Genomic DNA, 21,769 nt, shown 5'->3' on the forward strand with positions numbered 1-21,769 from the left:
TCGTGCTGCTGCTCGTCAGTCTGCCGTGGCTGTGGACGACGATCTCCGCAAGAGGCCACGTGTACGACGCGGCCGACGCGCCCACGGCCGACGTGGTGATCGTGCTCGGCACCGCCGTGGCGGCCGATCGGCAGCGGCCGGGCGAACGGCTGGCCGGCCGCCTGGAGACCGCCGCGGCCCTGGTGACCAGCGGGCGAGCGAGGGTCGTCCTGGTGTCGGGTGACGGTGGGGGCGCGTCGGGTGACGAGACGGCGGCGATGACGTCGCACCTCGCCGAGCTGGGTGTCGACCCGAAACGGGTGGTGGCCGACCCGTTCGGCCTGGACACCTACGACAGTTGCGCCCGGGCCCGCGAGGTGTACGGCGTCGAGCGGGCGCTGATCGTCACGCAGTCCTACCACCTGTCCCGGGCGGTGACGCTGTGCCGGCATCTCGGTCTCGACGCGGACGGGGTGCGGGCCGCCTGCCCCGGGTGCGGGCGCGCCCTGCTCGTCGAGAAGTCGACCCGGGACTATTTCGCCAGCGGCAAGGCGGCGTGGGACGCGGTCCGTGACCGGTCACCGGCGGTCCGCTCGCCGGCCGATCCGGCGGTCCAGGACGCGCTGCGGGGAAGCTGACCCTCAGGCGGCGGCGAAGGCGGCCCGGCGGCGGGCGTCGACCTCGGCGGCCAACGAGGGGGCGCGTTCCAGCGCCTCGGGGTGGCCGCAGCCGGCCAGCCAGTTGGCGAGCATCAGGTGCCCGCCCTCGGTGAGCACCGACTCCGGGTGGAACTGCACGCCCTCGATGGGCAGCGTCCGGTGCCGCATCGCCATCACCACGCCGGAGCTGGTCCAGCCGGTGACCTCCAGGTCGTCGGGGAGCGTCTCGGGCAGCACCGCGAGTGAGTGGTACCGGGTGGCGGTGAACGGATCCGGCAGACCGGCGAGGACGCCGACCGAGCGGTGTCGTACCTCGGAGGTCTTGCCGTGCAGCAGTTCGGGTGCGCGGTCGACGGTCGCGCCGAACGCCTCACCGATCGCCTGGTGCCCGAGGCACACGCCGAAGATCGGCAGCTTGCCCGCGTACTCCCGGATGACGTCGAGGCAGATGCCGGCGCGGTCGGGGCTGCCCGGCCCGGGTGAGAGCAGGACACCCGCCGCGCCCACCCGGCCCACCTCGGCGACGTCCATCTCGTCGTTGCGGCGGACCTCGCACTCCACGCCGAGCTGGCCGAGGTACTGGACGAGGTTGTAGACGAACGAGTCGTAGTTGTCGATCACCAGGACGCGCATGGTCACCTGCTCGGGGAGGGCGGCGCGGGGTTGTTCTGGTCGGTGTCGTACGGCAGGTCGTGTTCGTCGCCGGCCGGGGTCTCACCGGTCACGGCGTCACCGCCGCCGGGGTCACCGGGAACGTTGGAATCCTGGGTGACCTGCACGTCGTCGAAGGGCAGCAGTGGTTCGGCCCACGGGAAGGCCACGTACCAGAGCAGAGCCACCGTGGCGGCGGCGAGCAGCACCGAACCGGCGAGCTTGCCGGGCAGGCCGAAGGGCAGCTTGCGCCAGATGAACGCGTACATCGGGTCAGCCTCCCAGCTCGGCCGGGCGGCCCGCCGACTTGGGTTGGGTCCGGTCCAGCTCGGCGTGGATGATCAGCCGCTGGTAGTTGTCGAACTTGGGGTTGCAGGTGGTGAGGGTCAGCATCCGCTTGGTCGGCTTCTTGTCCGGCTCGCCGGGCACCGGCGCAACGACCTCGACCTGCGTCGGCCGGACGATCCGGGTCTGGGCCACCCGGTAGACGTACCAGTCGGTCTTGCCCTCGACGACGATCGCGTCGCCGTCGTCGAGCTCGTCGAGCCGCCAGAAGGTGGCCCGGTTGCGGTGGCCGGCGACGGAGAAGTTGCCGATCTGGCCGGGCATCGCGCTGGTCGGGTAGTGGCCGGGGGCGTACCGGATGTCGGCCTGGGTGACGCCCTCGACGACCACCCAGTTCTTGTCGAGCTTGGGGATGTAGAGGCCCGCGATCGGCTTGCCGCGCACCGGCGGGGACGGCTTGGCGCTCGGCGCGGCGGCCGACGGGGCGACCGTCGGCGAGTCGGTCGGCGCCCACGCCTCGGCGAGCTGGCTGCTGAGGTCGTTCTGGTGGGCGTCGACGATCGCCGACTTGCCCCACACCTCGTAGCCGGCGAAGAGCAGCACCACGAGGCCGAAGGTGATCAGGACTTCGCCGGAGATCCGGATGCCGGTACGCAGTCGGGAGGCGAACGACGGGCGGGTGAGCTCCGAGTAGACGCTCTTGTAGCCCTCACCGGTCTGGTGCGGCCGGAGTTGGACCACCCGCTCACCGCGGCGGGGCCGGGGAGGCTCGGCGGGGTTGTCGCTGGCGCCGGTCGGGTCGCCGGTCGTCGGCGTACGGGGCACGGCGCCCATCAGGGCCGTCGAGTCCATGGCCGGCGGCCGGACGGACGAGCCGCCGGGAACGGTGGGGATCAGGGCGGTGGCGGACGGGTCGGCGGCGCGCTTGGGCGCGGCCGGGGGGATCGCGCCGGCCGGTGAGGTCGGAGCGGTGGTGGGCCGTGCCGGCCCGGTGCCGACCTTGGGGATGAACGCGGTGGGCGCGTCGCCACCCGCCGGGATCGGAGCTTCCGTGGCCGCCGGTCGGATCGCGGGGCCGGGAGTGGCGGGCCGGGGCGGCGGCCCCGCGGGCGTACCTGGGCGGGTCGGTGTGGCCTCCGGTCGGCCTGCTGCGCCACCGGTGGCCGGTGGGCGGCTCGACGCCCCTGGTGCGGGGGTACGGGTGGGCAGGTCGCCGCGGCGGCCCGCGCGTCCCGGGCCCTGGTTGGGCGCGGTCGGTCGACCGGGGTTGGTCGCGGGGGGACGGCCGGATCCGGCTGTCGGGGTGCCCGGCCAGGGCGGCGGCGCGGCAACCGACGGCGGCACGGCAGCGGGCGGCGGCACGGCAGCGGGCGGCGGCACGGCAGCGGGCGGCGGCACGGCGGCCGGTGGGGGCACGGCGGCAGGTGGCGGAACGGCGGCCGGTGGCGGAACGGCGGCGGGCGGCGGCGCGGCTACCGGCGGCTCGGGACTGGCGGGTGGGCGCGTGGCCCGGGGGCGGGACGGCAGCTCGGGTGTGGGCCAGTTGCTCGCCGGGCCGGGCCGGGCCGGCGGCTCGGGCCGGTCGACCTTCGGCAGGAACGCGGTGGGTTCGTCCGCCTGGTCCCGGTGTCGCCCGTCCGCGCCGCTCACCTGGGCACCGTAGCCGAGCGCAGGGCGGTCGAGTCCTCGAACGCCGGCACCGTCACCCTGGCGACGGCCTCCTCCTTGTAACCGAGCTGGTAGTCGTCGACTGCGTCCTTGAACAACCGGACTCCCTCGGAACCGGCGAGGGCCTGCTGAAGGGCAGCGGGATCGCCGATTGCTACGATCTTGAACGGTGGGGAGTACACCCGCCCGTGGAGCAGCAGGGTGTTACCGACGCAGCGTACCGCGCTGGTCGCGAGCACGCGGACGTTCATGATTGACATGGCCTCCGCCCCGCCGGCCCACAGCGCGTTGACCACCGCCTGGACGTCGCCCTGGTGCACCACCAGGTCGTCGTTGCTGGCATCGGGGTGGGCCTTGTCCGACTGCGGCGCGTCGTTCAGCTCGACGGTCACCCCGGGGCCGGCGAGCGCGGTGAAGCCGGCCGCCTGGAGGTTGCCGGTGGCGCGGTCCCGCTGGGCCTTGATCGGGCCGTCCGAGTCGGCGAGCGCGTCGGTCCGTTGCTCGACCTCGCCGCGCAGCTCGGCGGCCCGGCGTTCGCTTCCGGCGACCTGCTCGCGGCGGTCCTCGATGAACTGGTTGAGCTGTGGTCGGCGGTCCTCGCGCAGCGCGGTGCCGTCGGCGGTGGTGGCGGAGGTGGTGAAGAGCAGGCCGGCCGCGGCGGCGATCAGGGGTACACCGATCGACCAGCCCGGTCGACGTTGACGCGGTCGTCCGGGCAGCAGCCCGGCGCCGGCCCGTCGGAGGGCCTTCTGCCAGGAGGCAGCGCCGGATGTGTACTCCACCGAGCGTTCCTTCCGCGTGTCGGGGGTCGGTCCGCTCCGGGCCGGCCGGTGATGCGAACAGTCCCGCCTTTTTCGGTCACTCCGTGCACCGGCCTGACCCCATTCGTGGTCCGGGCGGGCGTTCCGGACTACGCTAGCTCTCGAACATTATTGGCCATGGACCGTCGCCCCCGCGCCCGGTTGTCAGGCCGGACGAGGTCGTCACCCCCTCTGGAGAGCGTCGTGCCCAAGTCACAGGTCCGCAAGAAGAAGGTGTACACCCCGCCGACGGACGTGCGTCCGACGACGGCGTCGACGTCGCGCAAGCCTAGCCCGGTGTGGTTGCCGGTCACCGCGGTCGCCCTGATCGTCGCCGGCATCGGCTGGCTTGTCGTCTACTACCTCTCCGAGCAGCAGTACCCGGTCATGTCGTGGGGTTACTGGAACCTCGCGGTGGGCTTCGGCGCGATGGTCGCCTCGCTGGTGCTGCTCTCCCGCTGGCGCTGAGGTCGACTCCGGCACCGAGTTGCCGGGACGATCCACGTCACCCCGCGTGCCCCTGCCCGGCGGGACCGGGCGGGGCACCCTATGGTGTCCGCAGGGCAGCGTTGCCGGATGCGAGATGACTCACGTTACTGCTGGGTAACCTTGCGCGTAGGCTGCACTGCATGACCGAGCGGAGCGAGGTCATCGACCGGTCCGGCGTGGGTGCGGCAACGGCGTGACGCCGTCTCCGCCCTGATCCGGCCCCGGTCGCCGAGCCGCTCGACAGCCAGCAGACCGGGGAGGCCAACTCGATGGGCAGCGTCCAGATCGTCACCACGATCCTCGCGGCCGGCATCACCGCCGTGGCGGTGTGGCTGGCGGTGCGTGCGGTCCTGAAGATGACGGCCGTCATCCGGCTCGGCCAGCCCGCGCCGGAGCGGTTCGCCGACAAGGGTGCCCGGACGAAGACCATGCTCGTGGAGACCGCCGGCCACACCCGGATGCTCAAGTGGAGCGTGGTGGGTGCGGCGCACTGGTTCGTGATGGTCGGGTTCGTCGTCCTGTCGCTGCTGGTGCTCGAGGCGTACTTCGAGGTGGCCACCACCGACGGCGGGTTGCCGATCATCGGGCACTGGACGATCTTCGGTCTGGTCACCGAGATCATCGGCGTGCTGGGTCTGGTCGGCATCCTGGTGCTGATGGCGATCCGGCTGCGCAATCGCCCGAACCGGCCGGGTGGTCGCTCCCGGTTCACCGGCTCGACCATGTGGCAGGGCTACTTCGTCGAGTGGATCGTGCTGCTGGTCCTGATCTTCGGCTTCGTGATCCGGGGCTTCAAGGTCGCCACCGACCACTTCGAGTTCCCGTTCTGGGCCACCCCGGTCAGCCACGCCGTCGGCGCGGTCCTGCCCGACTGGGAGGACGGCGTCAGCGTCGCCGCCGCCATCAAGATCATCATTTCGATGACCTGGCTGATCGTCATCTCCCTGAACGTCACCATGGGCGTCGCCTGGCACCGGTTCCTGGCGTTCCCCAACATCTTCTTCAAGCGCGAGCCGGCCAAGCCGGCCGGCTCCGGCCTCGGCGCGCTGCGCCCGATGACGAGCCAGGGCAAGCCGCTCGACTTCGAGGAGGCGGACCCGGAGAAGGACCAGTTCGGCGTCGCCCACGTCGAGCAGTTCAGCTGGAAGGGCCTGCTCGACTTCAGCACCTGCACCGAGTGCGGTCGTTGCCAGTCGCAGTGCCCGGCCTGGAACACCGGCAAGCCGCTGTCGCCCAAGCTGCTCGTGCTGAGCCTGCGCGACCACGCGTACGCCAAGGCGCCGTACCTGCTGGCCGGCGGCGGCAAGGACCTCACCGGCGAGGAGAAGGCCGCCCAGGCGCAGCTCGCCCACCTGGACGTCCTGTCGCTGGCCGAGGGCGACAAGCCGTTGATCGGCACCGCCGAGGAGGGCGGCGTCATCGACCCGGACGTGCTCTGGTCCTGCACCACCTGCGGCGCCTGCGTCGAGCAGTGCCCGGTGGACATCGAGCACGTCGACCACATCGTCGACATGCGCCGCTACCAGGTGCTGATCGAGTCGAGCTTCCCCTCCGAGGCCGGCGTGATGCTGCGCAACCTGGAGAACAAGGGCAACCCGTGGGGTGCTCCGCAGAACACCCGCGAGGACTGGACCAAGGGCCTGGACTTCGAGGTGCCCCGGGTCGGCGAGGTCGACGACTTCGAGTACCTGTTCTGGGTCGGCTGCGCCGGCGCGTTCGAGGACCGGGCCAAGAAGACCACCCGGGCGGTGGCCACACTGCTCAACGAGGCGGGCGTGAAGTTCGCGATCCTCGGCGAGGGCGAAACCTGCTCCGGTGACCCGGCGCGGCGGATCGGCAACGAGTTCGTCTTCCAGATGCTCGCCCAGCAGAACGTCGAGACGCTGAACGAGGCGTTCGAGGGTCGGGAGAAGGCCAAGCGCAAGATCGTCGCGACCTGTCCGCACTGCTTCAACACCCTGGGCAACGAGTACGGCCAGCTCGGCGGCGAGTTCGAGGTGGTCCACCACACCCAGCTGCTGGCCCACCTGGTCTCCACCGGCAAGCTCACGCCGGTGCAGCCGGTCGACGGCGGGGTCACCTACCACGACCCCTGCTACCTGGGCCGGCACAACCGGGTGTTCGCCGCGCCGCGCGAGGTGCTCGGCGACGCGATCGCCGGCGAGATCGCCGAGATGCCGCGCAACAGCGAGCGTTCCTTCTGCTGCGGCGCCGGCGGCGCCCGGATGTGGATGGAAGAGAAGATCGGTAAGCGGATCAACGTGGACCGCGTCGAGGAGGCCATGGCCACCGGCGCGAAGACGGTCGCGGTGGGCTGCCCGTTCTGCTCGACGATGCTCAGCGACGGCGTCAACGGCAAGGGCGCCGGCGAGGACGTCGAGGTGATCGACGTGGCCACGGTGCTGCTCCGGTCGGTCAAGCCGGAACAGCCGCAGGGGGACAAGGTCGCCGGCTGAGGCCGCGTACACCTGAGATCCGACCATCGACGACGGCGGCCCCTACGGGCCGCCGTCGTCGTGCAAGAATCTCGCCGAGGTGAGGCGACATCGACGGCCTACTCTGGACGACGCTGTTGCCCCTGGTCGGCTTCGTCGCGCTGACCGCGGGCAACGCGTTCTTCGTCGCGGCCGAGTTCGCCCTGGTCACGGTCGACCGCGCGGAGATCGACCGGCGGGCCGCCGCCGGCGACCAGGCCGCTCTGACGGTACGCACCGCACTGCGTGAGCTGTCCTTCCAGCTCTCCGGGGCGCAGCTCGGCATCACCATCACGGCGCTGCTCACCGGTTACCTGGCCGAGCCGGCCCTGGCGCGGATCTTCACCCCGGTGCTGCGTCCGGTCGCGGGGGACGACACGGAGCGGTTCACGCCGTTCCTGGCGCTGGCGCTGGCCACCCTGCTCTCCATGCTCTTCGGTGAGCTGGTGCCCAAGAACGCGGCGCTGGCCCGGCCGATGCCCGCCGCGCTGGCCACCGCCGGCCCGATGCACGCCTTCTCCCGCACGTTCGGCTGGCTGATCCGGGGGCTGAACGGCTCGGCGAACCGGCTGGTGCGGGCGCTCGGCGTGGAGCCGCAGGAGGAGCTGGCCAGCGCCCGTTCACCGGAGGAGCTGGGCCTGCTGGCGGCCATCTCGGCCCGGGCGGGCGCGCTGCCCACCGACACGGCGATGCTGCTGCGCCGCACCATCCGCTTCGGTGACAAGCGGGCGGCCGAGGCGATGACCCCCCGCGTCGACGTGGTGGCGCTGCGGGCCACGGCCACCGTGGCCGAGCTGCTGGAGGAGTCCCGGCGGACGGGCCGGACGCGCTTCCCGGTGTACGAGGAGACCCTCGACCTGGTCACGGGTGTGGCCGGCGTGCCCGACGCGCTGGGTGTGCCCCTGGCGGCGCGGGGGTCGACGATGGTTGGCTCGGTGGCCCGTGAGCCGGTGTACGTGCCGGAGAGCCTCAACCTGGACGGCGTCCTGGCCGCGTTGAAGTCGGCCGGCGCTGACCTGGCGATCGTGGTCGACGAGTACGGCGGCACCGACGGCGTGGTGACGGTCGAGGACCTGGTCGAGGAGCTGGTCGGTGAGATCGCCGACGAGTTCGATCCGGCCACAGTGGACGACGTCGACCCGGTCGGGTTGACGGTGCCCGGCGGGGAACGCACCGTGCTGGTGGACGGGGTGCTGCGGTCCGACGAGCTGGCCGAGCAGACCGGGTTCCGGTTGCCCGACGGCCCGTACGAGACGTTGGCCGGGTTCCTCATGGCCCGGCTCGGGCACATCCCGCTGGCCGGCGAGACGGTCGAGGAGCAGGGTTGGGAGTTCACCGTGGTGGAGGTGGAGCGGCACCGGATCGAGCAGGTCCGGGTGCTGCGCCCGGCGGATCCGGACGGCGATGACTGAGCTGCTGGTGACCGTCGTGCTGCTGCTGGGCAACGGGTTCTTCGTCGGCAGCGAGTTCGCGTTGATCGCGTCCCGCCGTACGGTGATCGAGCCGTTGGCGGCCGGCTCGAAGCGGGCCCGGTGGGCGCTGTCGGCGATGAACCAGATCCCGCTGATGATCGCCGGTGCGCAACTCGGCATCACGGTCTGTTCGCTGGGTCTCGGTGCGATCGCCGAACCGGCGCTGGCGCATCTGCTGGAGCCGCCGTTCCACGCGGCCGGTCTGCCGGAGCGGGCGGTGCACCCGGTGGCGTTCGTGCTGGCGCTGGGCGTGGTGGTCTTCCTGCACACGGTCGTCGGTGAGATGGTGCCGAAGAACATCACGCTCGCGGGCCCGGAGGTCTCCGCGTTGTGGCTCGGCCCGGCGATGCTGGCGTTCTGCGTGGCCACCAAGCCGCTGCTGCTGGCGATGAAGTGGGCGGCCCGCCGGGTGCTCGCGTTCTGGCGGGTCGAGGCGTCCGAGGCGGTGAAGACGGTGTTCACCGCCGAGGAGTTGGCGGGTCTGGTCTCCCAGGCGCGTACCGAGGGGCTGTTGGACGCGGAGCAGCACGCCCGGATCACGGGGGCGTTGGCCCTGCACGATCGGACGGCGGCGGATGCTTTGCAGCCGTGGTCGACTGTGGTGACGGTGGCCGAGGACGTCTCGCCGGCGTCGCTCGAGGTGTTGGCGACCCGGACGGGTCGGTCCCGTTTTCCGGTGGTGCAGCGGTCGACCCGGCGGGTGCTCGGTTTCGTGCACGTCAAGGATGTGCTCGGCTACGCCGGTCACGGTCGTCGGGCGCCGGTGCCGGCGCAGGTGTACCGGCCGTTGGCGGTGGTACCGCCGGAGCGTACGTTGGCGGATCTGCTGCTCGCGATGCGCCGCGAACGGCGGCACATGGTGCTGGTCAGTGATGGCCGGATTCCACTCGGTGTGGTGACCCTCGATGACGTATTGACGGCAATCGTTGGCTGATCGACCAATACCCTTGGTGTGCAAGCGGTTGCACGACAGTCACCGTGACGAGGTTCGCCTTGATTCCGGTCCGACGCTTCCCTAATGTGGGGCACCGACCGCTGTGGGTCGTCTGCCTCGGCCCTTCCCTCACGCGAGGCGCCCGGCGGTCGGTTGCAAAGGAGTCGATGCCGGTGGCAACCATGCCCCCTCATCGTCACGCCCCGGGACTGTCCGCGCGACCGGGCAGGCTGCGCCGGGTCGCCCACCGTCTGCTCGTCCTGGTCGCCGCGGCGGCCGTCGGTGCCGGTGTGCTCGCCGCGCCGGCGCAGGCCGAGCCCACGGTCGACGAGATCGAGGCCCAGATCGACAAGAAGTGGGAGCAGTTGGAGCCCACGATCGAGCAGTACAACAAGGTGCGCTCGCAGCTGAAGGTCAACCGGCAGAAGTCGGCGGACCTCCAGAAGAAGATCGAGCCGTTGGCGCTGCAGAGCGAGCTGGCCCTCAACCGGGTCGGTGACCTCGCCTCCCGCTACTACATCTCCGGCCCGTCGCACGACATCGGCGCCCTGCTGGTCAGCGCCAAGCCGGACACGCTCACCGAGCAGCTCACCGTTCTCGACCGGCTCGCCGCGCAGGAGCGCAAGCAGGTCGAGGGCGTGCTGGCCGTGCGGGCCAAGTACGACGGCGAGAAGCAGAAGCTCGACACGCTGATCACCACGCAGACCCGGCAGCAGAACGAGCTGGCCGCGAAGAAGAAGCAGATCGACACCGACATCAAGCAGCTCGAGGCGTCCCTGCCGAAGACCACGATCAAGACCGAGGGCTGCCCGACCATCAACGGTGTGGCCAGCTCCGCCGCGCAGAAGGCGATCAAGACCGCCTGCCAGCAGGTCGGCGACCCGTACGTCTGGGGTGCCACCGGTCCGAACTCGTTCGACTGCTCGGGGCTGACCCAGTACGCGTACAAGTCGGCCGGGATCTACCTGACCCACCACACCGGTGACCAGTGGAACGAGGGCAAGGCGATCTCGCGGAGCAACGCCCGCGCCGGTGACCTGGTCTTCTTCTTCAGCGACCTGCACCACGTCGGCCTGTACCTCGGCAACGACCTGATGGTGCACGCGCCACGCGCCGGCAAGCCGGTGCAGGTGACCAGCATCAACAACATGCCGGTCGCGGGGTTCCGCAGACCCGGCTGATCCACCAGGCACGACGACGGCCCCCGGTCACTGACCGGGGGCCGTCGCGGTTTCTCAGGGGTTGCCGGTCAGCGGGGTGCGCCCACCGGGGACGGCAGCAACTGCACGTCGTCCAGGTTGACGTACATGATGCGGTGGCCGAACTGGATCTGCGCGTACCGGTTCTTGCCGCGGATCACCGTCCAGTCGCCGGGTGAGGAGCCGTCGAACGTACTGGCCCGGTAGTACTCGCCGGCCAGCACCGCGCCGACGGAGTACCGCTGCCCGGCGGCCAGGGTGTACTGCAACGGCGAGATGGTCTGGTAGGGCACACCCTCGGGGTAGGCGGCCTCCTCCGGGTACGCCCGCCCGTACACCGGGATGGTGGCTCGGCCCGGCTTCGGGACGGCAACCACGCCGACGGTCCAGCTCGCGGTCGGCGCGGACGCCGGGTTGTGGAACCAGGCCTTCTGCCCGAGGTACCAGATGGCCGTCCAGTCGCCCTGCCGGCCGGCGAGGGCGTACGTCTGCCCGGCGGAGGCGCGGGCGCCGTGGTCGGACACCTCCATGGTGTTCGGGGTGCCGTCGGGGCGCAGCGCGATGTCGTTCACCAGCGGTGCGTCGGCGGACGGCGCGCTGCGCAGCACCACCGACGAGGAGCCGCGCGGTGTGCACGGCACGCCGGGGGTGACGCATCCGATGAACGCCGGCTGGTTGGTGGCGTAGTCCGGGTCGATCCGGACGAGGCCGGTGGCCGGGGTGCCGGTGTCCAGCCGCGGGGCGTGCAGCAGGTCGAAGTAGTGCGTCCAGTCCCAGTACGGTCCCGGGTCCCAGTGCATGCCGCGTACGGTCGACGCGACGGTGCCGGGCACGTTGTCGTGGCCGATGATGTGCTGGCGGTCCAGCGGGATGCCCAGTCGCAGCGCGAGGTGCCGGACCAGCTTCGACGAGGTCCGGTACATCGCCTCGGTGTACCAGGTGCCCTGCGCGGCGAAGCCCTCGTGCTCGAGGCCGATCGACTTGGCGTTGACGTACCAGTTGCCGGCGTGCCAGCCGACGTCCTTGGTCTTGACGTGCTGGGCGATGTGCCCGTCCACCGAGCGCAGCGAGTAGTGCCAGCTCACGTAGGTCGGGTCCTGGACGAGTTTCAGCGTGGTCGCCCAGCTCGCCTCGGTGTCGTGGATGACGATGTACTCGATCTTCTGCCGGGCGGGCCGGTCGGACAGGTCGTGGTTGCCGTAGTCGCCGTCGCCGAACGCCTGGTACGGCGCGGGAATCCACTCGCACGAGATGGTGCGGGGGCACTCCAGCCCGTCCGGGCGGGCGAGGCGGCGCAGGCCCAGCCGGTCCAGCCAGGAGCGCTCCGGTCGTACCGCGCTGGCCGGCAGCGTGACCCGCTGGCCGTCGTCGGTCACTCGGGACTCGCCGGCGCTGATCGTGGTGAAGACCTCGTCGGCGAAGGCCGCCGCGGCGTCGGCGCTGTCCGCGCCGGCGTAGCGGGCCACCGCGCCGTACCAGGTGGCCGGGTCGGTGCCGGCTCCGACCGGAGCGCCCAACTCCCGCTGGTACGACGCGAGCAGCGCCGCCCCGCCCCGGATGTTGGCGTTCGTGTCGGTGCGCAGCGACTCGGGTGCCACGCCGGTCAGCGCGGCTGCGGCGTCCACGGTCTGCAAGGCGGCCGGGGGCGGCGCGGGATCCTCGGCGGGTGCGGTCGCGGGTGCCAGCGCGGGTCGGGAGTCGTCGCCGCGCGGGTCCTCGGTGCCGGTGTCGTGGTGGCCGCGTGCGGGCAGGGCGGCCACGTGTCGGGCGTCGGTCAGGTGCATCGGGCCGTAGCCGCCGCTGGTGCTCGGTGTGCCGGCGTTGCTGTCCCAGCGGGACTCCAGGTAGGAGACACCGAGCAGCACGGTGGTCGGCACGCCGTACTCCGTGGCCGCCGCGGCGTACTGCTGCTGGCGGTCGGGGGCGGGTGCGGCGGCGGCGCCGGCGGGTGACGGTACCGCGGTCGAGGCGGCGACCACGGCGGCGGCGAGCAGGGCGCGCCGGCCGACGGACAGGGTTGGACGGTGCATCGAACCCCCTAGATTTCACGGTTGAAGGTGAGGTCACCTTCGCGCCGCGCGGGAGTCCGCGTCAATACCTTTCCATCTGTCGAAGCGTTCGGAAAGAAATCTTCGCGTACAGCCTGTGACTCTCTCCAATCGGTACGGAGTGTCACGGCCGCACGGGTTGCGGATCGGTAACGGGCGTCTCTACTCTGGTCATTTGTCGGCCCGACAGCAGGTCCGCCCAGCCCGGGCGGTAACGGACCGACACCGCCGAGTCGCTTCCGAGCGAACCGGGGACCCACGTCCCCCGGGGTGAATCCGCAGCCACTGCGGTAGGGCGCCAACTTCCCGCCCGAACCCGTCAGCTAACCCGGTAGGCGGTCAGGAAGAAGGAGAACGGAACCCCGGTGGCACTCCATGCCCCGCGGCCGTCGTCCGAGCGGTCGGCGCCAGCCGGTCCGACGTCGATCGTGCCGCGTCCACGCTGGTCCCGCTTCACCACCGCTCTCGCCGCACTGGCCGGCGTCGCCGTCGTCCTGACCGGCAGCGCCACCGCGGCCCACGCCGACCCGTCCGTCGCCGAGATCGAACGCCAGATCGACGCCGACTGGAACAAACTCGAACCGATCATCGAACGGCACAACGCCACCCGGATCGACCTCGCCGCCAAGCGCAAGCAGGCCGACGCGTTGGCCGCCCAGATCGCCCCGCTGGAGCGTCAGGTCGACGCCGCGATGAACAAGGTCAGCGCCCTGGCCGTGCGCGCGTACAAGGGCGAGAACGTCTCCACCGTCAACGCCGTGCTCGGCAGCCGGTCGCCGAGCGAGGTGGTCGGGCAGCTCGAAATGCTGGACCGCTTCGCGCACAACCAGCAGCAGGACGTCCGCGAGGTGGCCGACCTGCGCGACGAGCTGGCCGCGAAGAAGGCCCCGCTGGACGAGATGGTGTCGCAGCTGACCCGTACCGAGGCCCAGCTGGCGGCGAAGAAGAAGCAGATCAACGAGGAGATCGACCGCCTCCAGAAGCTGCGCCTCAAGGTGTACGGCAACGGGGGCGGCGGGTCGCTGCGTCCCGCGCCCTGCCCGGCGAGCTACCCCGGCGGTGGCGCCGGCACGGCCGTGAAGTTCGCCTGCGCGCAGATCGGCAAGCCCTACGTGTGGGGTGCCGAGGGTCCGAACTCGTACGACTGCTCCGGGCTGATGCTTGCCGCGTGGGCCAAGGCGGGCGTGAGCCTGCCGCACAACGCCGCCGCGCAGAGCCGCGTCACGAAGGACGTCAGCCGCTCCGAACTGCGAGCCGGTGACCTGGTCTTCTATTACAGCGACATCCACCACGTCGGCATGTACGTCGGCAACGGCTGGGTGGTGCACGCCTCCCAGGCCGGTCAGCCGGTCAAGATGAAGAAGGTCGACGACGGCCCGATCCACAGCTACGGCCGCCCCGGCTGATCAGGGGTGAACGCACAGGGCCCGTCGCGATCCGTTTCGCGGCGGGCCCTCGTCGTGCGGAATTCAGCGTGTCGGCCAGGTGCGCCAGTGCTGCCAGGCCCGGCTGGGCGTCGGCCCCCGCTGACCCTGGTAGCGCGAGCCGTACACCGCCGAGCCGTACGGGTGCTCGGCCGGCGAGGAGAGCCGGAAGATGCACAGCTGACCGATCTTCATGCCGGGCCAGAGTGTGATCGGCAGGTTCGCCACGTTCGACAGCTCCAGCGTCACGTGCCCGGAGAAGCCCGGGTCGATGAAGCCGGCGGTTGAGTGGGTGAGCAGGCCGAGGCGGCCCAGGCTCGACTTGCCCTCCAGCCGGCCGGCGAGCTGGTCGCCCAGCGAGATCACCTCGAGCGTCGAGGCGAGCACGAACTCCCCCGGGTGCAGCACGAACGGCTCGCCGTCGGGCACCTCGACGACCGAGGTCAGGTCGTCCTGCTGCATCGCCGGGTCGATGTGGGTGTAGAGGTGGTTGTTGAAGACCCGGAACAGCCGGTCGAGTCGCACGTCGATGCTTGACGGTTGGACCAGCATGGGCTCGAAGGGCTCCAGGCCCAGCGTGCCGGCCTTGATCTCGGAGACCAGGTCGCGGTCGGAGAGCAGCATCGGACCACCATAGCCGCGCCGCGCACGACGCCCGGATTCGGTGCTGGTGACCAGCGCGTCGAGGTCGCTGGTCGTACATTTGTTCGATAGAATGCCCACATGGCTTCCTGGTCCGAATTCGCCGCCGACGAGCCCCGACTCGCCGACGGGATCCGCGTTCTCCTCCAGCAGTACGGGCCGGGCTTCGGCTACCTGGCCACGGTCCGCGCCGACGGCGGGCCCCGGGTCCATCCGGTCTCCCCGGTCATCACCGACGAGGGCTTGTTCTGCTTCGTCATCGACTCCCCGAAGCGCCGTGACCTCGAACGGGACGGCCGTTACGCGCTGCACTCGTTCCCGCCGGAGGAGAGCGACGACGAGGCGTACGTGGCGGGTCACGCCCGGCCGGTGACCGACCCGGCCCAGTTGGCCCGGTTGGCGCAGGGCGCCCGGGCCGAGCCGCACGTCGACTGGCGGCTGTTCGAGTTCACCGTCGACGTGGCGATGCTGACCCGCCGCGAGCAGCCCGTCGCGGGCATTCCGGGCTTCACGCCGGGCCGGCCGGCCGTGCAGGTCTGGCTGGACCCGCACGCTCCGCCGGTGGCTTCCGCGCCTGTCGCCGTACCGCCGGCGCGGCCGACCCGTCGAAGCCGTGACGTCCAGTGCACGGCAGCCTGACCACGGGCCGGAAAAGACGCCGGTGCCGGCTCCGTCGTGACGGAGCCGGCACCGGGTGTACGCGCGAGAGTTACGCCGCGCGGTAGGCGTTCCAGGCGGTGATCATGCGGCTCGCCTGTCCCGGGGTGAACTGGTACATGCACGAGTCGTAGGTGTAGTCCATGAAGTTGGTGATCGGGTCCAGCCCGGTCGCCGAGCAGGTGTTGCGCCCGGTCGGGCACTCGTACGCGGGCGACGCCTCGGCCGGGGTGTCGCTGACGCTGTCACCCGAGCCGCCGCAACCGCCCTGGAAGGTGTGGTAGAGGTTCAGCCAGTGGCCGATCTCGTGGGTGCCGGTGTCGCCCTGGTTGTAGTTGGTGGCGGTGCCGCCCGGCAGCGACTCGTTCAGCGCGACCACGCCGTCCATGCTGCTCAGGTTGCGCTGCGGGAAGGTCGCCCAGCCCAGCAGGTTGTTGCTCAGCTCGCCGAGGTAGATGTTGAGGGTGTTCTTGCCGCCCACCCGCAGCGAGGACTTCATCGACCGCTCCGCCGACGAGCCCTGCACGATCGGGTACCACGACGGGTTCGTCACCCGGTTGATCTTGTCGAGCCGGAAGGCGAACGCGGTGACCGCACCGCCGGTCGAACCGGCGTAGGCCTGGTTGAGCACGGTGATCTGCGAGGTGATCATCGAGTCGGGGATGTTGCCGCCGGCCCGCGTGCTGTTCTCCTGGATCACGTGCACCACCACCGGGATGGTGACCGTGGCCAGCGCCGTCGCGCCCGCGCCGGTGCGGAAGTTGGCGCGCTCGCGCAGCGCCGCCGCAAGGTCCGCGTCCCGCTCGCGGACCTGCTTCGCGGTCAGCTCGTTCGGGTCGTGCTTGGCCGCCGCACCGGGCTTCATCCGGGCGTTGGAGTGGCTGTCGGCCGGCTCGGCGCAGGCGCCACCGGGCGCCGCGGAGAAGGCCGAAGCAGCCGGAACGACGCCCACCGCAGCGGTGCTGAGCAGCAGCGCGAGGGTCGTCGACGCGACACCGGCGACACGCCGGGTCAGCAGGTTGGGACGGGGTCCCATGGGCCCACCTCTTTCTGGCGGCGCGGCAGGGGGTGTGTCACGCCAGGGCTGGCAACGTGTGGCAGACGTTACAACCCATCGACGCATTTGAGAACGACCATATGTTGCCGTCCGGAAACTTCTTCCCAGGCGGGTGGGCGTGGCGGGTTCACGGGGGTACCTGGATGCACCGGCCCGACCACTCGGGTACAGTGGGGCCGCCTGCGGGTGTAGTTCAATGGCAGAACATCAGCTTCCCAAGCTGACAGTGCGGGTTCGATTCCCGTCACCCGCTCCACGCACGGAAGCCCTGATCAGGACCGATGTCCCGTCAGGGCTTCCGTGGTTCTAGGTCATGCTGAAACAGGGATGGGCCATTAGTGGGCCATTAGCTCGCCTCGGCGGTCGGTTCGTCGCCCTCGGCAACCCGCTTGACCTTGCGCTTGCTCGGCTTGCGCCGGGCCGCCTTGACCGCCTTGTCGATCGCGTCGGCGATGCCCTGGTCGGCCTCCCGGTTGGCGTGCTGGTAGATCAGCGCGGCGCGCGGGCTGTCGTGCCCCATCCGGGCCATGATGTCGCGCAGGCTCGCCCCTGGTGCCCGCGACGCGAGCGTGTTTCCCGTGTGCCGCAGGTCGTGGAAGTGCAGCCCGGCCGCGCCGATCGCGGCTACCGCCTCGGGCCACTTGACGAGCTTGTTGAAGTTGCCGCGCCAGAGGTTCCGGCCGCTCTCGCCGGTGAACACGAACGCCTCGGGTGCCTCGCCGACGTGACTGCCCATGTGCTGTTTCAGCACAGGTAGTGCCGCCTTGGGCAGGGCGACGGTCCGCACACCCGCCCGCGACTTTGGCGGGCCGAGGATCAGGCCGGTTCCCCGGTGCTCGACGAACGCCTGTCGCACCCGTACCGTGCCGGCCGACAGGTCGACGTCGCACCGTTGCAGGGCGACTGCCTCGCCCCACCGCAGGCATCCGAACGTCGTAACCAGGATCAGCGCCCGGAAGCGCTCCGGCATCCGCTCGGCCAGCTCGAAAATCTGCGGGACGGTGAGGACGGGCCGCTCTGCCGCCTTCTCCTGGTCGGCACCGACGATCCGGCACGGGTTGACCCTGATCAGTTCGTCTTCCTTGACGGCGGTCATCAGGACCGCGCGCAGCAGCCGGTACGCCTTGGCGGCCATGGTCACCGACACGCCGTCGGCCAGCAGCCGTGCCCGCCACTCGCGGACCATGGGCGTGTCGATCCGGTTGAGCGGCATGTCGCCGAGGTGCGGCGTGATGTGCCTGCCGAGGGTCCAGCGGTACAGGTGCACGGTCCGGGGCCGCAGGTTCGGCCGCTCGGCGATCCACCGCTCGGCGTAGTCGCGTAGCCGGATCTTGCCGCGCTCAGGGTCGATCCACTCGCCCCGCATCATCTGGGCCTCGACCAGCGACAGGTACTTCTCGGCCTCGGGCTTGCGGGCGAACGTCTGCGGAGCAGAGCGCATCCGCCCGTCCGGGCCGGGGTAGCGAGCCTGGTAGCGGCCCGACTCCCGCTTGCGGATGTTGCCGAATCGGCGGTGTCCCTCTTGGTTTGCCATGATCAGGCGACACTCCTCAATCCGCGCCAAACGGTCTCTGCGGTCATGGGCTCGACTCGTCCGGCGTGGACGAACGCGGCCAGGTCGGCGGGGTCGATCCGGATCGAGCGGCCGAGCCGGTGAAATGCGATCTGTCGCTCGGCAACGGCGCGGCGTACGTAGCGAACGCTCATGCCGATGCGGCTTGCGGCTTCTTCGATGGTCAGCAACTCGGCGGGCAGCTTCAGAACCGGCGCGATCTGGGTGATCCGCTTAGCCATCGGGCGTCCTTTCCGGGCAGTGCGGGCCTATCAGGGGTGGTTCGGCAAGGCGTTGAGAGCGCCGGTAGCGGCCTCTCTGGCGGCGGGGGCGGTTCGGTGAGGGTGGTGGGCCGCGCTGACAGGGAGCCGTACGGCGGCCCGCTGAGAGCCACGCTGAGCCAAGATCTCGGGAGTCCTGGTGTCTTGTACGGCTCTGTGCTGAAACAGCCCTCTACGCCCCTGTTTCAGCATGTTCGGCAGAGTCACGGCCAGAGTCCGGCTGTCCCCGAGGTGTCCCCCTTGTTTTCGCTGCTCAGGGCGGGTTGGGGGACACCGGGGACAGGGGAGACACCGGGGACTCGGTACCGGCCGCCGGTGTCGGCGGCGAGTTGCCCGTCGGCGAGCATCCGCTGACAGGTGCGCTTGACGTTGTCGTAGGCGAGTCCGACCCCCTCGGCGATGACCTTGGGCGTGCTGCCGGGTGTGGCTCGGAGGAAGCGCAGGATCGTGGCGCGGGTTTCGCCGACCTGGTGATCTTCGGCCGGGCCGTCGAGCATTTGCCAGGCACCGGCGGCGGGGTCGAAGGTGAGGGCGTACTCGTTCTCGTCGACGTCGCGGCCGGTCACGTGCAGCACGCCGTCACCCTGGTTTCGTGCCCGTTTGAGTACGAGGGTGGCGTCGGCGGCTCCGGCGAGTCCGTTGGTCCCCGAGACCTCGGTGAGGAAGTCGTCGGATCCGGCCTTGCGGACGTGGTGGACCAGGACGAACGCGACGCCGTAGTCGTCGGCGACCTTCTTTGCCCGGCCGACGGCGGCGTAGTCGGCATCGTAGGCGGACGCGCCGGGTGCGGAGTGGCCGCGTAGCTTGGCGAATACGTCGATGATGACCATGCGGGCGTTCGGGTTGCGGTCGAGCCACGCGGCGATGGCCTGGTCGCCGCCTTGTGGCAGCGGCGGGCACTCGGTGGCGAGGGTGAGTCCTGCCGGGGCTTTGCGCTGGCCGAGAACCTTGCCGAGCCGGTTTTGCAGGCGTCGGGCGGTGTCTTCTAGGGCGAGGTACAGCACGGGGCCGGGCTCGACCGGGATCGCGCCGAACGCCTTGCCGCCGAGGGCGACGTCGAGGCCGAGGCCGAGCGCCATCCACGACTTGCCGACCTTGGGCGGGCCGCAGAGCAGGTTCACGCCCTCGGACAGCACACCGGGCACGGCCCACTTCGGCGGGGCGAACTCCATCGCCATGATGTCGGCGGCGGTCCACGACGTGCGGATCCGGGCGGGCCGCTTCGCCTCGGGCGACAGAACCTCGGCGGCGTCGTCCGGCCCGGCAACGTGCAGGTTCGGGCGGTCGGGCCGGTTGGCCGGCACGGCGCTCATGCGGCGACCGTCCGGGGGCGGCGGGCACCGGCGGCGAGGCCGGAGCGGATCGTGCGCAGCGTTTCGAACCGGGTGAGGCCGATCGACAGTGCGGCCTGTTCCAGCAGTGCGGCGGCCTGGTCGGCGGGCAGCGCTCCCCCGGCGGCAAGCTGGCCGAGGGCGACCGCGGAGACGTAGAGCGTGTGGTTGCGTTCGCCTTCGGCGGCGCGTCGGAGGTGGTCGAGTTGTCCGTTGATTGCGGCGTCCAGGTAGGCGCCGGCCCGGCCGGTCGGCAGGTCGACGGCGACCGGGCGTTGGGGCGGCAGTGGTGCGGGGGCGAGGCGTTCGGCGAGCCAGTCGGGAAGGTCGGCGACCGGCAGGTCACGGGCGACGGCGTAGGGGTTGCCCGCGACGGTGCTTCGGGCTGCGACGACGTAGCCGCCGTGGGCGCGGGTGTCGACCAGCCAGCCGAGACCGTTGCCGCGCTCTCCGGCCGTGTTGCGCATCGCCGGACCGTCGGCCGGGTGTCGGAAGTACAGGTGGGTGCCGCCCCGCCCGGTGGTCACGGTGTAGGTGTCGTGGGGCACCGGCTGTCCGGCGGCCTTGCACAGCGCGGCGAACACGTCGACGCCGTTCGTCGCGGCCGGGTACGGGCAACCGGGCGGCGGGACCTGGTCGGGCTTGCGGACGTCCAGGTCGACGACGACCAGCCCGGACGGGCCGCAGGCGACGCCGACGCCGTACGGGGTCCCGGCCCAGCCGCGCCGGATCCGATCGGGGTCGACGGTGGCGCGAGCTTCCCAGCCGGTGTGCCCGGTGCGGCAGCGCGGGTCTCGGCCGGTGCAGTCGGCGGCCTGGTGGTCGGGGAAGGCGGGCCGCTTGTCGTTGGGCCGCAGGGGGAAGACGTGCCAGCCATGCGCGGCGGCGGCGAGAGCCACGTCGCGCAGGGATTCGTTGTCGGGCATGGGGTTTGGCCTCCTGATGTCGGGTGCGGACGGGTGTTCGCGCTGGTAGTTCTCGCTGGCGCAGGCGGCGCAGTAGCGGGCCTTCTCCCACCGGGCGACCTGCAACGGCTGACCGGACACGGTGTCTTCGGCCGCGACGGCGCGGTCGCAGATGTGCGGGTAGGGCAGGTCGGTCGGCACGAGGCGGCCGAGGGCTTTGCTTGCGCCGATCCAGTGCCCGCCGGTCATCGGCCCGGCCGCTCGTCGTGGCAGTCGAGGCATTCGCCGAGCGAGCGGGGGATGTAGTAGTCGCGCAGCTCGCCGCAGGTCGGGCAGATGCGGCGGGCACGCAGCGCGGCCGAGATCGCGCGCCGCTGTGCGGGACTGGCGGTGCGCTTGGGCCGGGCGAGGTCGAGCCGGTACAGGTACGCGGTCCGCGTGCCGCCGACGCCCCGCCAGAGGATCTGCGCGGCGACCGGCTGACCGCCCGGCCGCAGGCCGCGCGCCCTGAGCTGCCTACGGGTGGCGTAACCGTCCGGCGCACCCTGCCACCAGAACGTCGGGACGTCGTACCGCTCGGCGTCGGGATCCCAGTAGCCGGCCCGGATCCGCGACATCAGCCGGCCCTCCTGTCGAGCGCCGGCCGGTCGGCGGCCCGGCCGCGCAGGGCGGCGGCCCGGATCGCAGCGACAGCGGTCAGCAGTTCGCGGCACAGGTGCAGCACGAGGCCGAGTTGCCGCCGGGCGGTGTCCTCGGTCCGGGCGAGCGGGACGCGGATGCGGATCTCGGCGTAGTCGACGTCGGCGGCGCGTACCCGGGTGATGACGGCCCGGCCGCCGAGCGGCCCGTCGGCGATGATGTCGGGGGCCTGGTGCAGGGTCACGCCGCAGCGGTGATCGCGGGTGCACCAGGTGGTGTGCGGCGTCTCGGTCCGGGTGAACCGGGCCATGGTCCGGGCCATCAGCGGGTGCCCTTGCCGTGCATCTCGCGCAGGCTGTTGATGATCCGGCGGCCGATGCGCAGGCGACGTCCGTCGCCGTGGCAGCGGCGGCAGAGGCCGAACGCGCGGCCGAACGGGCTACGGCGGGTGCCGGTGCCAGAGCACTTGCGGCAGGCTCCGAACGGCCAGAGCCAGCACCCGAGGGCGTAACACAGCGTTGCGATCACGGCGGCGAGGATCAGCACGCCGATCATGGTGGTTTCGGCGGTCGCGGTCGCGGCGAGGGCAGGCACAGTGAGCCTCCAGAGGCGGTTTTTGGGCG

22 protein-coding genes, 1 tRNA gene and 1 riboswitch are annotated in these 21,769 nt (G+C 71.3%); of the genes, 9 read left to right on the forward strand and 14 right to left on the reverse strand.

All coding sequences use genetic code 11. From position 1 onward, the window contains the following. The first annotated feature begins 2 nt into the window (after positions 1-2). Entirely contained in the window at positions 3-617 is a 615-nt protein-coding gene (locus ABZS77_RS01300; protein WP_354815324.1) for an ElyC/SanA/YdcF family protein, read from the forward strand. 3 nt (positions 618-620) lie between these two features. Here ABZS77_RS01300 and ABZS77_RS01305 read toward each other — a convergent pair whose 3' ends face one another. From ABZS77_RS01305 to ABZS77_RS01320, 4 genes are read right to left on the reverse strand one after another with little or no spacing between them, the layout of a single operon-like run. Next, entirely contained in the window at positions 621-1,271 is a 651-nt protein-coding gene (locus tag ABZS77_RS01305; RefSeq protein ID WP_354815327.1) for an aminodeoxychorismate/anthranilate synthase component II, read from the reverse strand. Between the two features lie 2 nt (positions 1,272-1,273). Continuing rightward, positions 1,274-1,558, reverse strand: coding sequence for a hypothetical protein (locus tag ABZS77_RS01310; RefSeq protein WP_354815330.1), 285 nt, complete (start codon positions 1,556-1,558; stop codon positions 1,274-1,276). Positions 1,559-1,562: 4 nt separating this feature from the next. Further along, positions 1,563-3,224 carry a class E sortase gene (locus tag ABZS77_RS01315; RefSeq protein ID WP_354815333.1) on the reverse strand — a complete coding sequence of 554 codons (1,662 nt, stop codon included), beginning with the start codon at positions 3,222-3,224 and terminating at the stop codon, positions 1,563-1,565. Continuing rightward, entirely contained in the window at positions 3,221-4,024 is an 804-nt protein-coding gene (locus ABZS77_RS01320) for a DUF881 domain-containing protein (RefSeq protein ID WP_354815336.1), read from the reverse strand. Before ABZS77_RS01320 ends, ABZS77_RS01315 begins: the two co-directional genes overlap by 4 nt. A 222-nt stretch (positions 4,025-4,246) precedes the next feature. On the opposite strand from ABZS77_RS01320, the gene ABZS77_RS01325 reads away from it, so the two are divergent. The 5 genes from ABZS77_RS01325 (at position 4,247) to ABZS77_RS01345 (ending at position 10,592) form a co-directional block, all read left to right on the forward strand. Next, entirely contained in the window at positions 4,247-4,510 is a 264-nt protein-coding gene (locus tag ABZS77_RS01325; protein WP_354815339.1) for a cell division protein CrgA, read from the forward strand. A gap of 290 nt (positions 4,511-4,800) precedes the next feature. Then, positions 4,801-6,987 carry a (Fe-S)-binding protein gene (locus ABZS77_RS01330; protein WP_354815342.1) on the forward strand — a complete coding sequence of 729 codons (2,187 nt, stop codon included), beginning with the start codon at positions 4,801-4,803 and terminating at the stop codon, positions 6,985-6,987. Between the two features lie 116 nt (positions 6,988-7,103). After that, the gene (locus ABZS77_RS01335) at positions 7,104-8,417 is read left to right on the forward strand and encodes a hemolysin family protein (protein WP_354815345.1); all 1,314 of its coding nucleotides are present in this window, start codon (positions 7,104-7,106) and stop codon (positions 8,415-8,417) included. Next, entirely contained in the window at positions 8,410-9,411 is a 1,002-nt protein-coding gene (locus ABZS77_RS01340) for a hemolysin family protein (RefSeq protein WP_354815348.1), read from the forward strand. The genes ABZS77_RS01335 and ABZS77_RS01340 overlap by 8 nt, the downstream gene beginning before the upstream one ends. A gap of 167 nt (positions 9,412-9,578) precedes the next feature. Next, complete coding sequence (locus tag ABZS77_RS01345) at positions 9,579-10,592, forward strand: NlpC/P60 family protein (RefSeq protein ID WP_354815351.1); 1,014 nt, start codon at positions 9,579-9,581, stop codon at positions 10,590-10,592. 68 nt (positions 10,593-10,660) lie between these two features. Here the strand turns inward: ABZS77_RS01345 and ABZS77_RS01350 are convergent, their stop codons facing one another. After that, positions 10,661-12,640: a peptidoglycan recognition family protein gene (locus tag ABZS77_RS01350; RefSeq protein ID WP_354815354.1), complete on the reverse strand. Its 1,980-nt coding sequence runs from the start codon at positions 12,638-12,640 to the stop codon at positions 10,661-10,663. A gap of 234 nt (positions 12,641-12,874) precedes the next feature. After that, positions 12,875-13,010: riboswitch (cyclic di-AMP (ydaO/yuaA leader) on the forward strand. Between the two features lie 76 nt (positions 13,011-13,086). Between ABZS77_RS01350 and ABZS77_RS01355 the strand changes: the two genes are divergently transcribed. Next, positions 13,087-14,064 (forward strand): NlpC/P60 family protein, encoded by a 978-nt coding sequence (locus ABZS77_RS01355; protein ID WP_354815357.1) that lies wholly within the window; start codon positions 13,087-13,089, stop codon positions 14,062-14,064. A gap of 63 nt (positions 14,065-14,127) precedes the next feature. On the opposite strand, the gene dcd is transcribed toward ABZS77_RS01355, so the two are convergent. Further along, entirely contained in the window at positions 14,128-14,706 is a 579-nt protein-coding gene (dcd, locus tag ABZS77_RS01360; protein ID WP_354815360.1) for a dCTP deaminase, read from the reverse strand. A 99-nt stretch (positions 14,707-14,805) separates the two neighbouring features. Between dcd and ABZS77_RS01365 the strand changes: the two genes are divergently transcribed. Continuing rightward, positions 14,806-15,363: a pyridoxamine 5'-phosphate oxidase family protein gene (locus ABZS77_RS01365; RefSeq protein WP_354815363.1), complete on the forward strand. Its 558-nt coding sequence runs from the start codon at positions 14,806-14,808 to the stop codon at positions 15,361-15,363. Positions 15,364-15,433: 70 nt separating this feature from the next. Here the strand turns inward: ABZS77_RS01365 and ABZS77_RS01370 are convergent, their stop codons facing one another. Next, positions 15,434-16,417 carry a zinc metalloprotease gene (locus ABZS77_RS01370; protein WP_354815366.1) on the reverse strand — a complete coding sequence of 328 codons (984 nt, stop codon included), beginning with the start codon at positions 16,415-16,417 and terminating at the stop codon, positions 15,434-15,436. A gap of 203 nt (positions 16,418-16,620) precedes the next feature. On the opposite strand from ABZS77_RS01370, the gene ABZS77_RS01375 reads away from it, so the two are divergent. After that, positions 16,621-16,694, forward strand: a tRNA-Gly gene (locus ABZS77_RS01375). 90 nt (positions 16,695-16,784) lie between these two features. On the opposite strand, the gene ABZS77_RS01380 is transcribed toward ABZS77_RS01375, so the two are convergent. The 7 genes from ABZS77_RS01380 to ABZS77_RS01410 form a co-directional block, all read right to left on the reverse strand. Next, on the reverse strand, positions 16,785-17,972 hold the full coding sequence (locus tag ABZS77_RS01380; RefSeq protein ID WP_354815369.1) for a tyrosine-type recombinase/integrase: 1,188 nt from the start codon (positions 17,970-17,972) through the stop codon (positions 16,785-16,787). Positions 17,973-17,974: 2 nt separating this feature from the next. Continuing rightward, entirely contained in the window at positions 17,975-18,232 is a 258-nt protein-coding gene (locus ABZS77_RS01385) for an excisionase family DNA-binding protein (protein ID WP_354815372.1), read from the reverse strand. Between the two features lie 242 nt (positions 18,233-18,474). Beyond that, entirely contained in the window at positions 18,475-19,584 is a 1,110-nt protein-coding gene (locus ABZS77_RS01390; RefSeq protein ID WP_354815375.1) for an AAA family ATPase, read from the reverse strand. After that, entirely contained in the window at positions 19,581-20,756 is a 1,176-nt protein-coding gene (locus ABZS77_RS01395) for a bifunctional DNA primase/polymerase (RefSeq protein WP_354815378.1), read from the reverse strand. Before ABZS77_RS01395 ends, ABZS77_RS01390 begins: the two co-directional genes overlap by 4 nt. After that, on the reverse strand, positions 20,753-21,124 hold the full coding sequence (locus tag ABZS77_RS01400; RefSeq protein WP_354815381.1) for an RRQRL motif-containing zinc-binding protein: 372 nt from the start codon (positions 21,122-21,124) through the stop codon (positions 20,753-20,755). The genes ABZS77_RS01395 and ABZS77_RS01400 overlap by 4 nt, the downstream gene beginning before the upstream one ends. Continuing rightward, entirely contained in the window at positions 21,124-21,468 is a 345-nt protein-coding gene (locus ABZS77_RS01405; RefSeq protein ID WP_354815384.1) for a hypothetical protein, read from the reverse strand. The genes ABZS77_RS01400 and ABZS77_RS01405 overlap by 1 nt, the downstream gene beginning before the upstream one ends. Beyond that, positions 21,468-21,740 carry a hypothetical protein gene (locus ABZS77_RS01410; RefSeq protein ID WP_354815387.1) on the reverse strand — a complete coding sequence of 91 codons (273 nt, stop codon included), beginning with the start codon at positions 21,738-21,740 and terminating at the stop codon, positions 21,468-21,470. Before ABZS77_RS01410 ends, ABZS77_RS01405 begins: the two co-directional genes overlap by 1 nt. Positions 21,741-21,769 lie beyond the last annotated feature (29 nt).

Source organism: Micromonospora sp. NPDC005298, from assembly GCF_040607375.1.
GTDB lineage: Bacteria > Actinomycetota > Actinomycetes > Mycobacteriales > Micromonosporaceae > Micromonospora.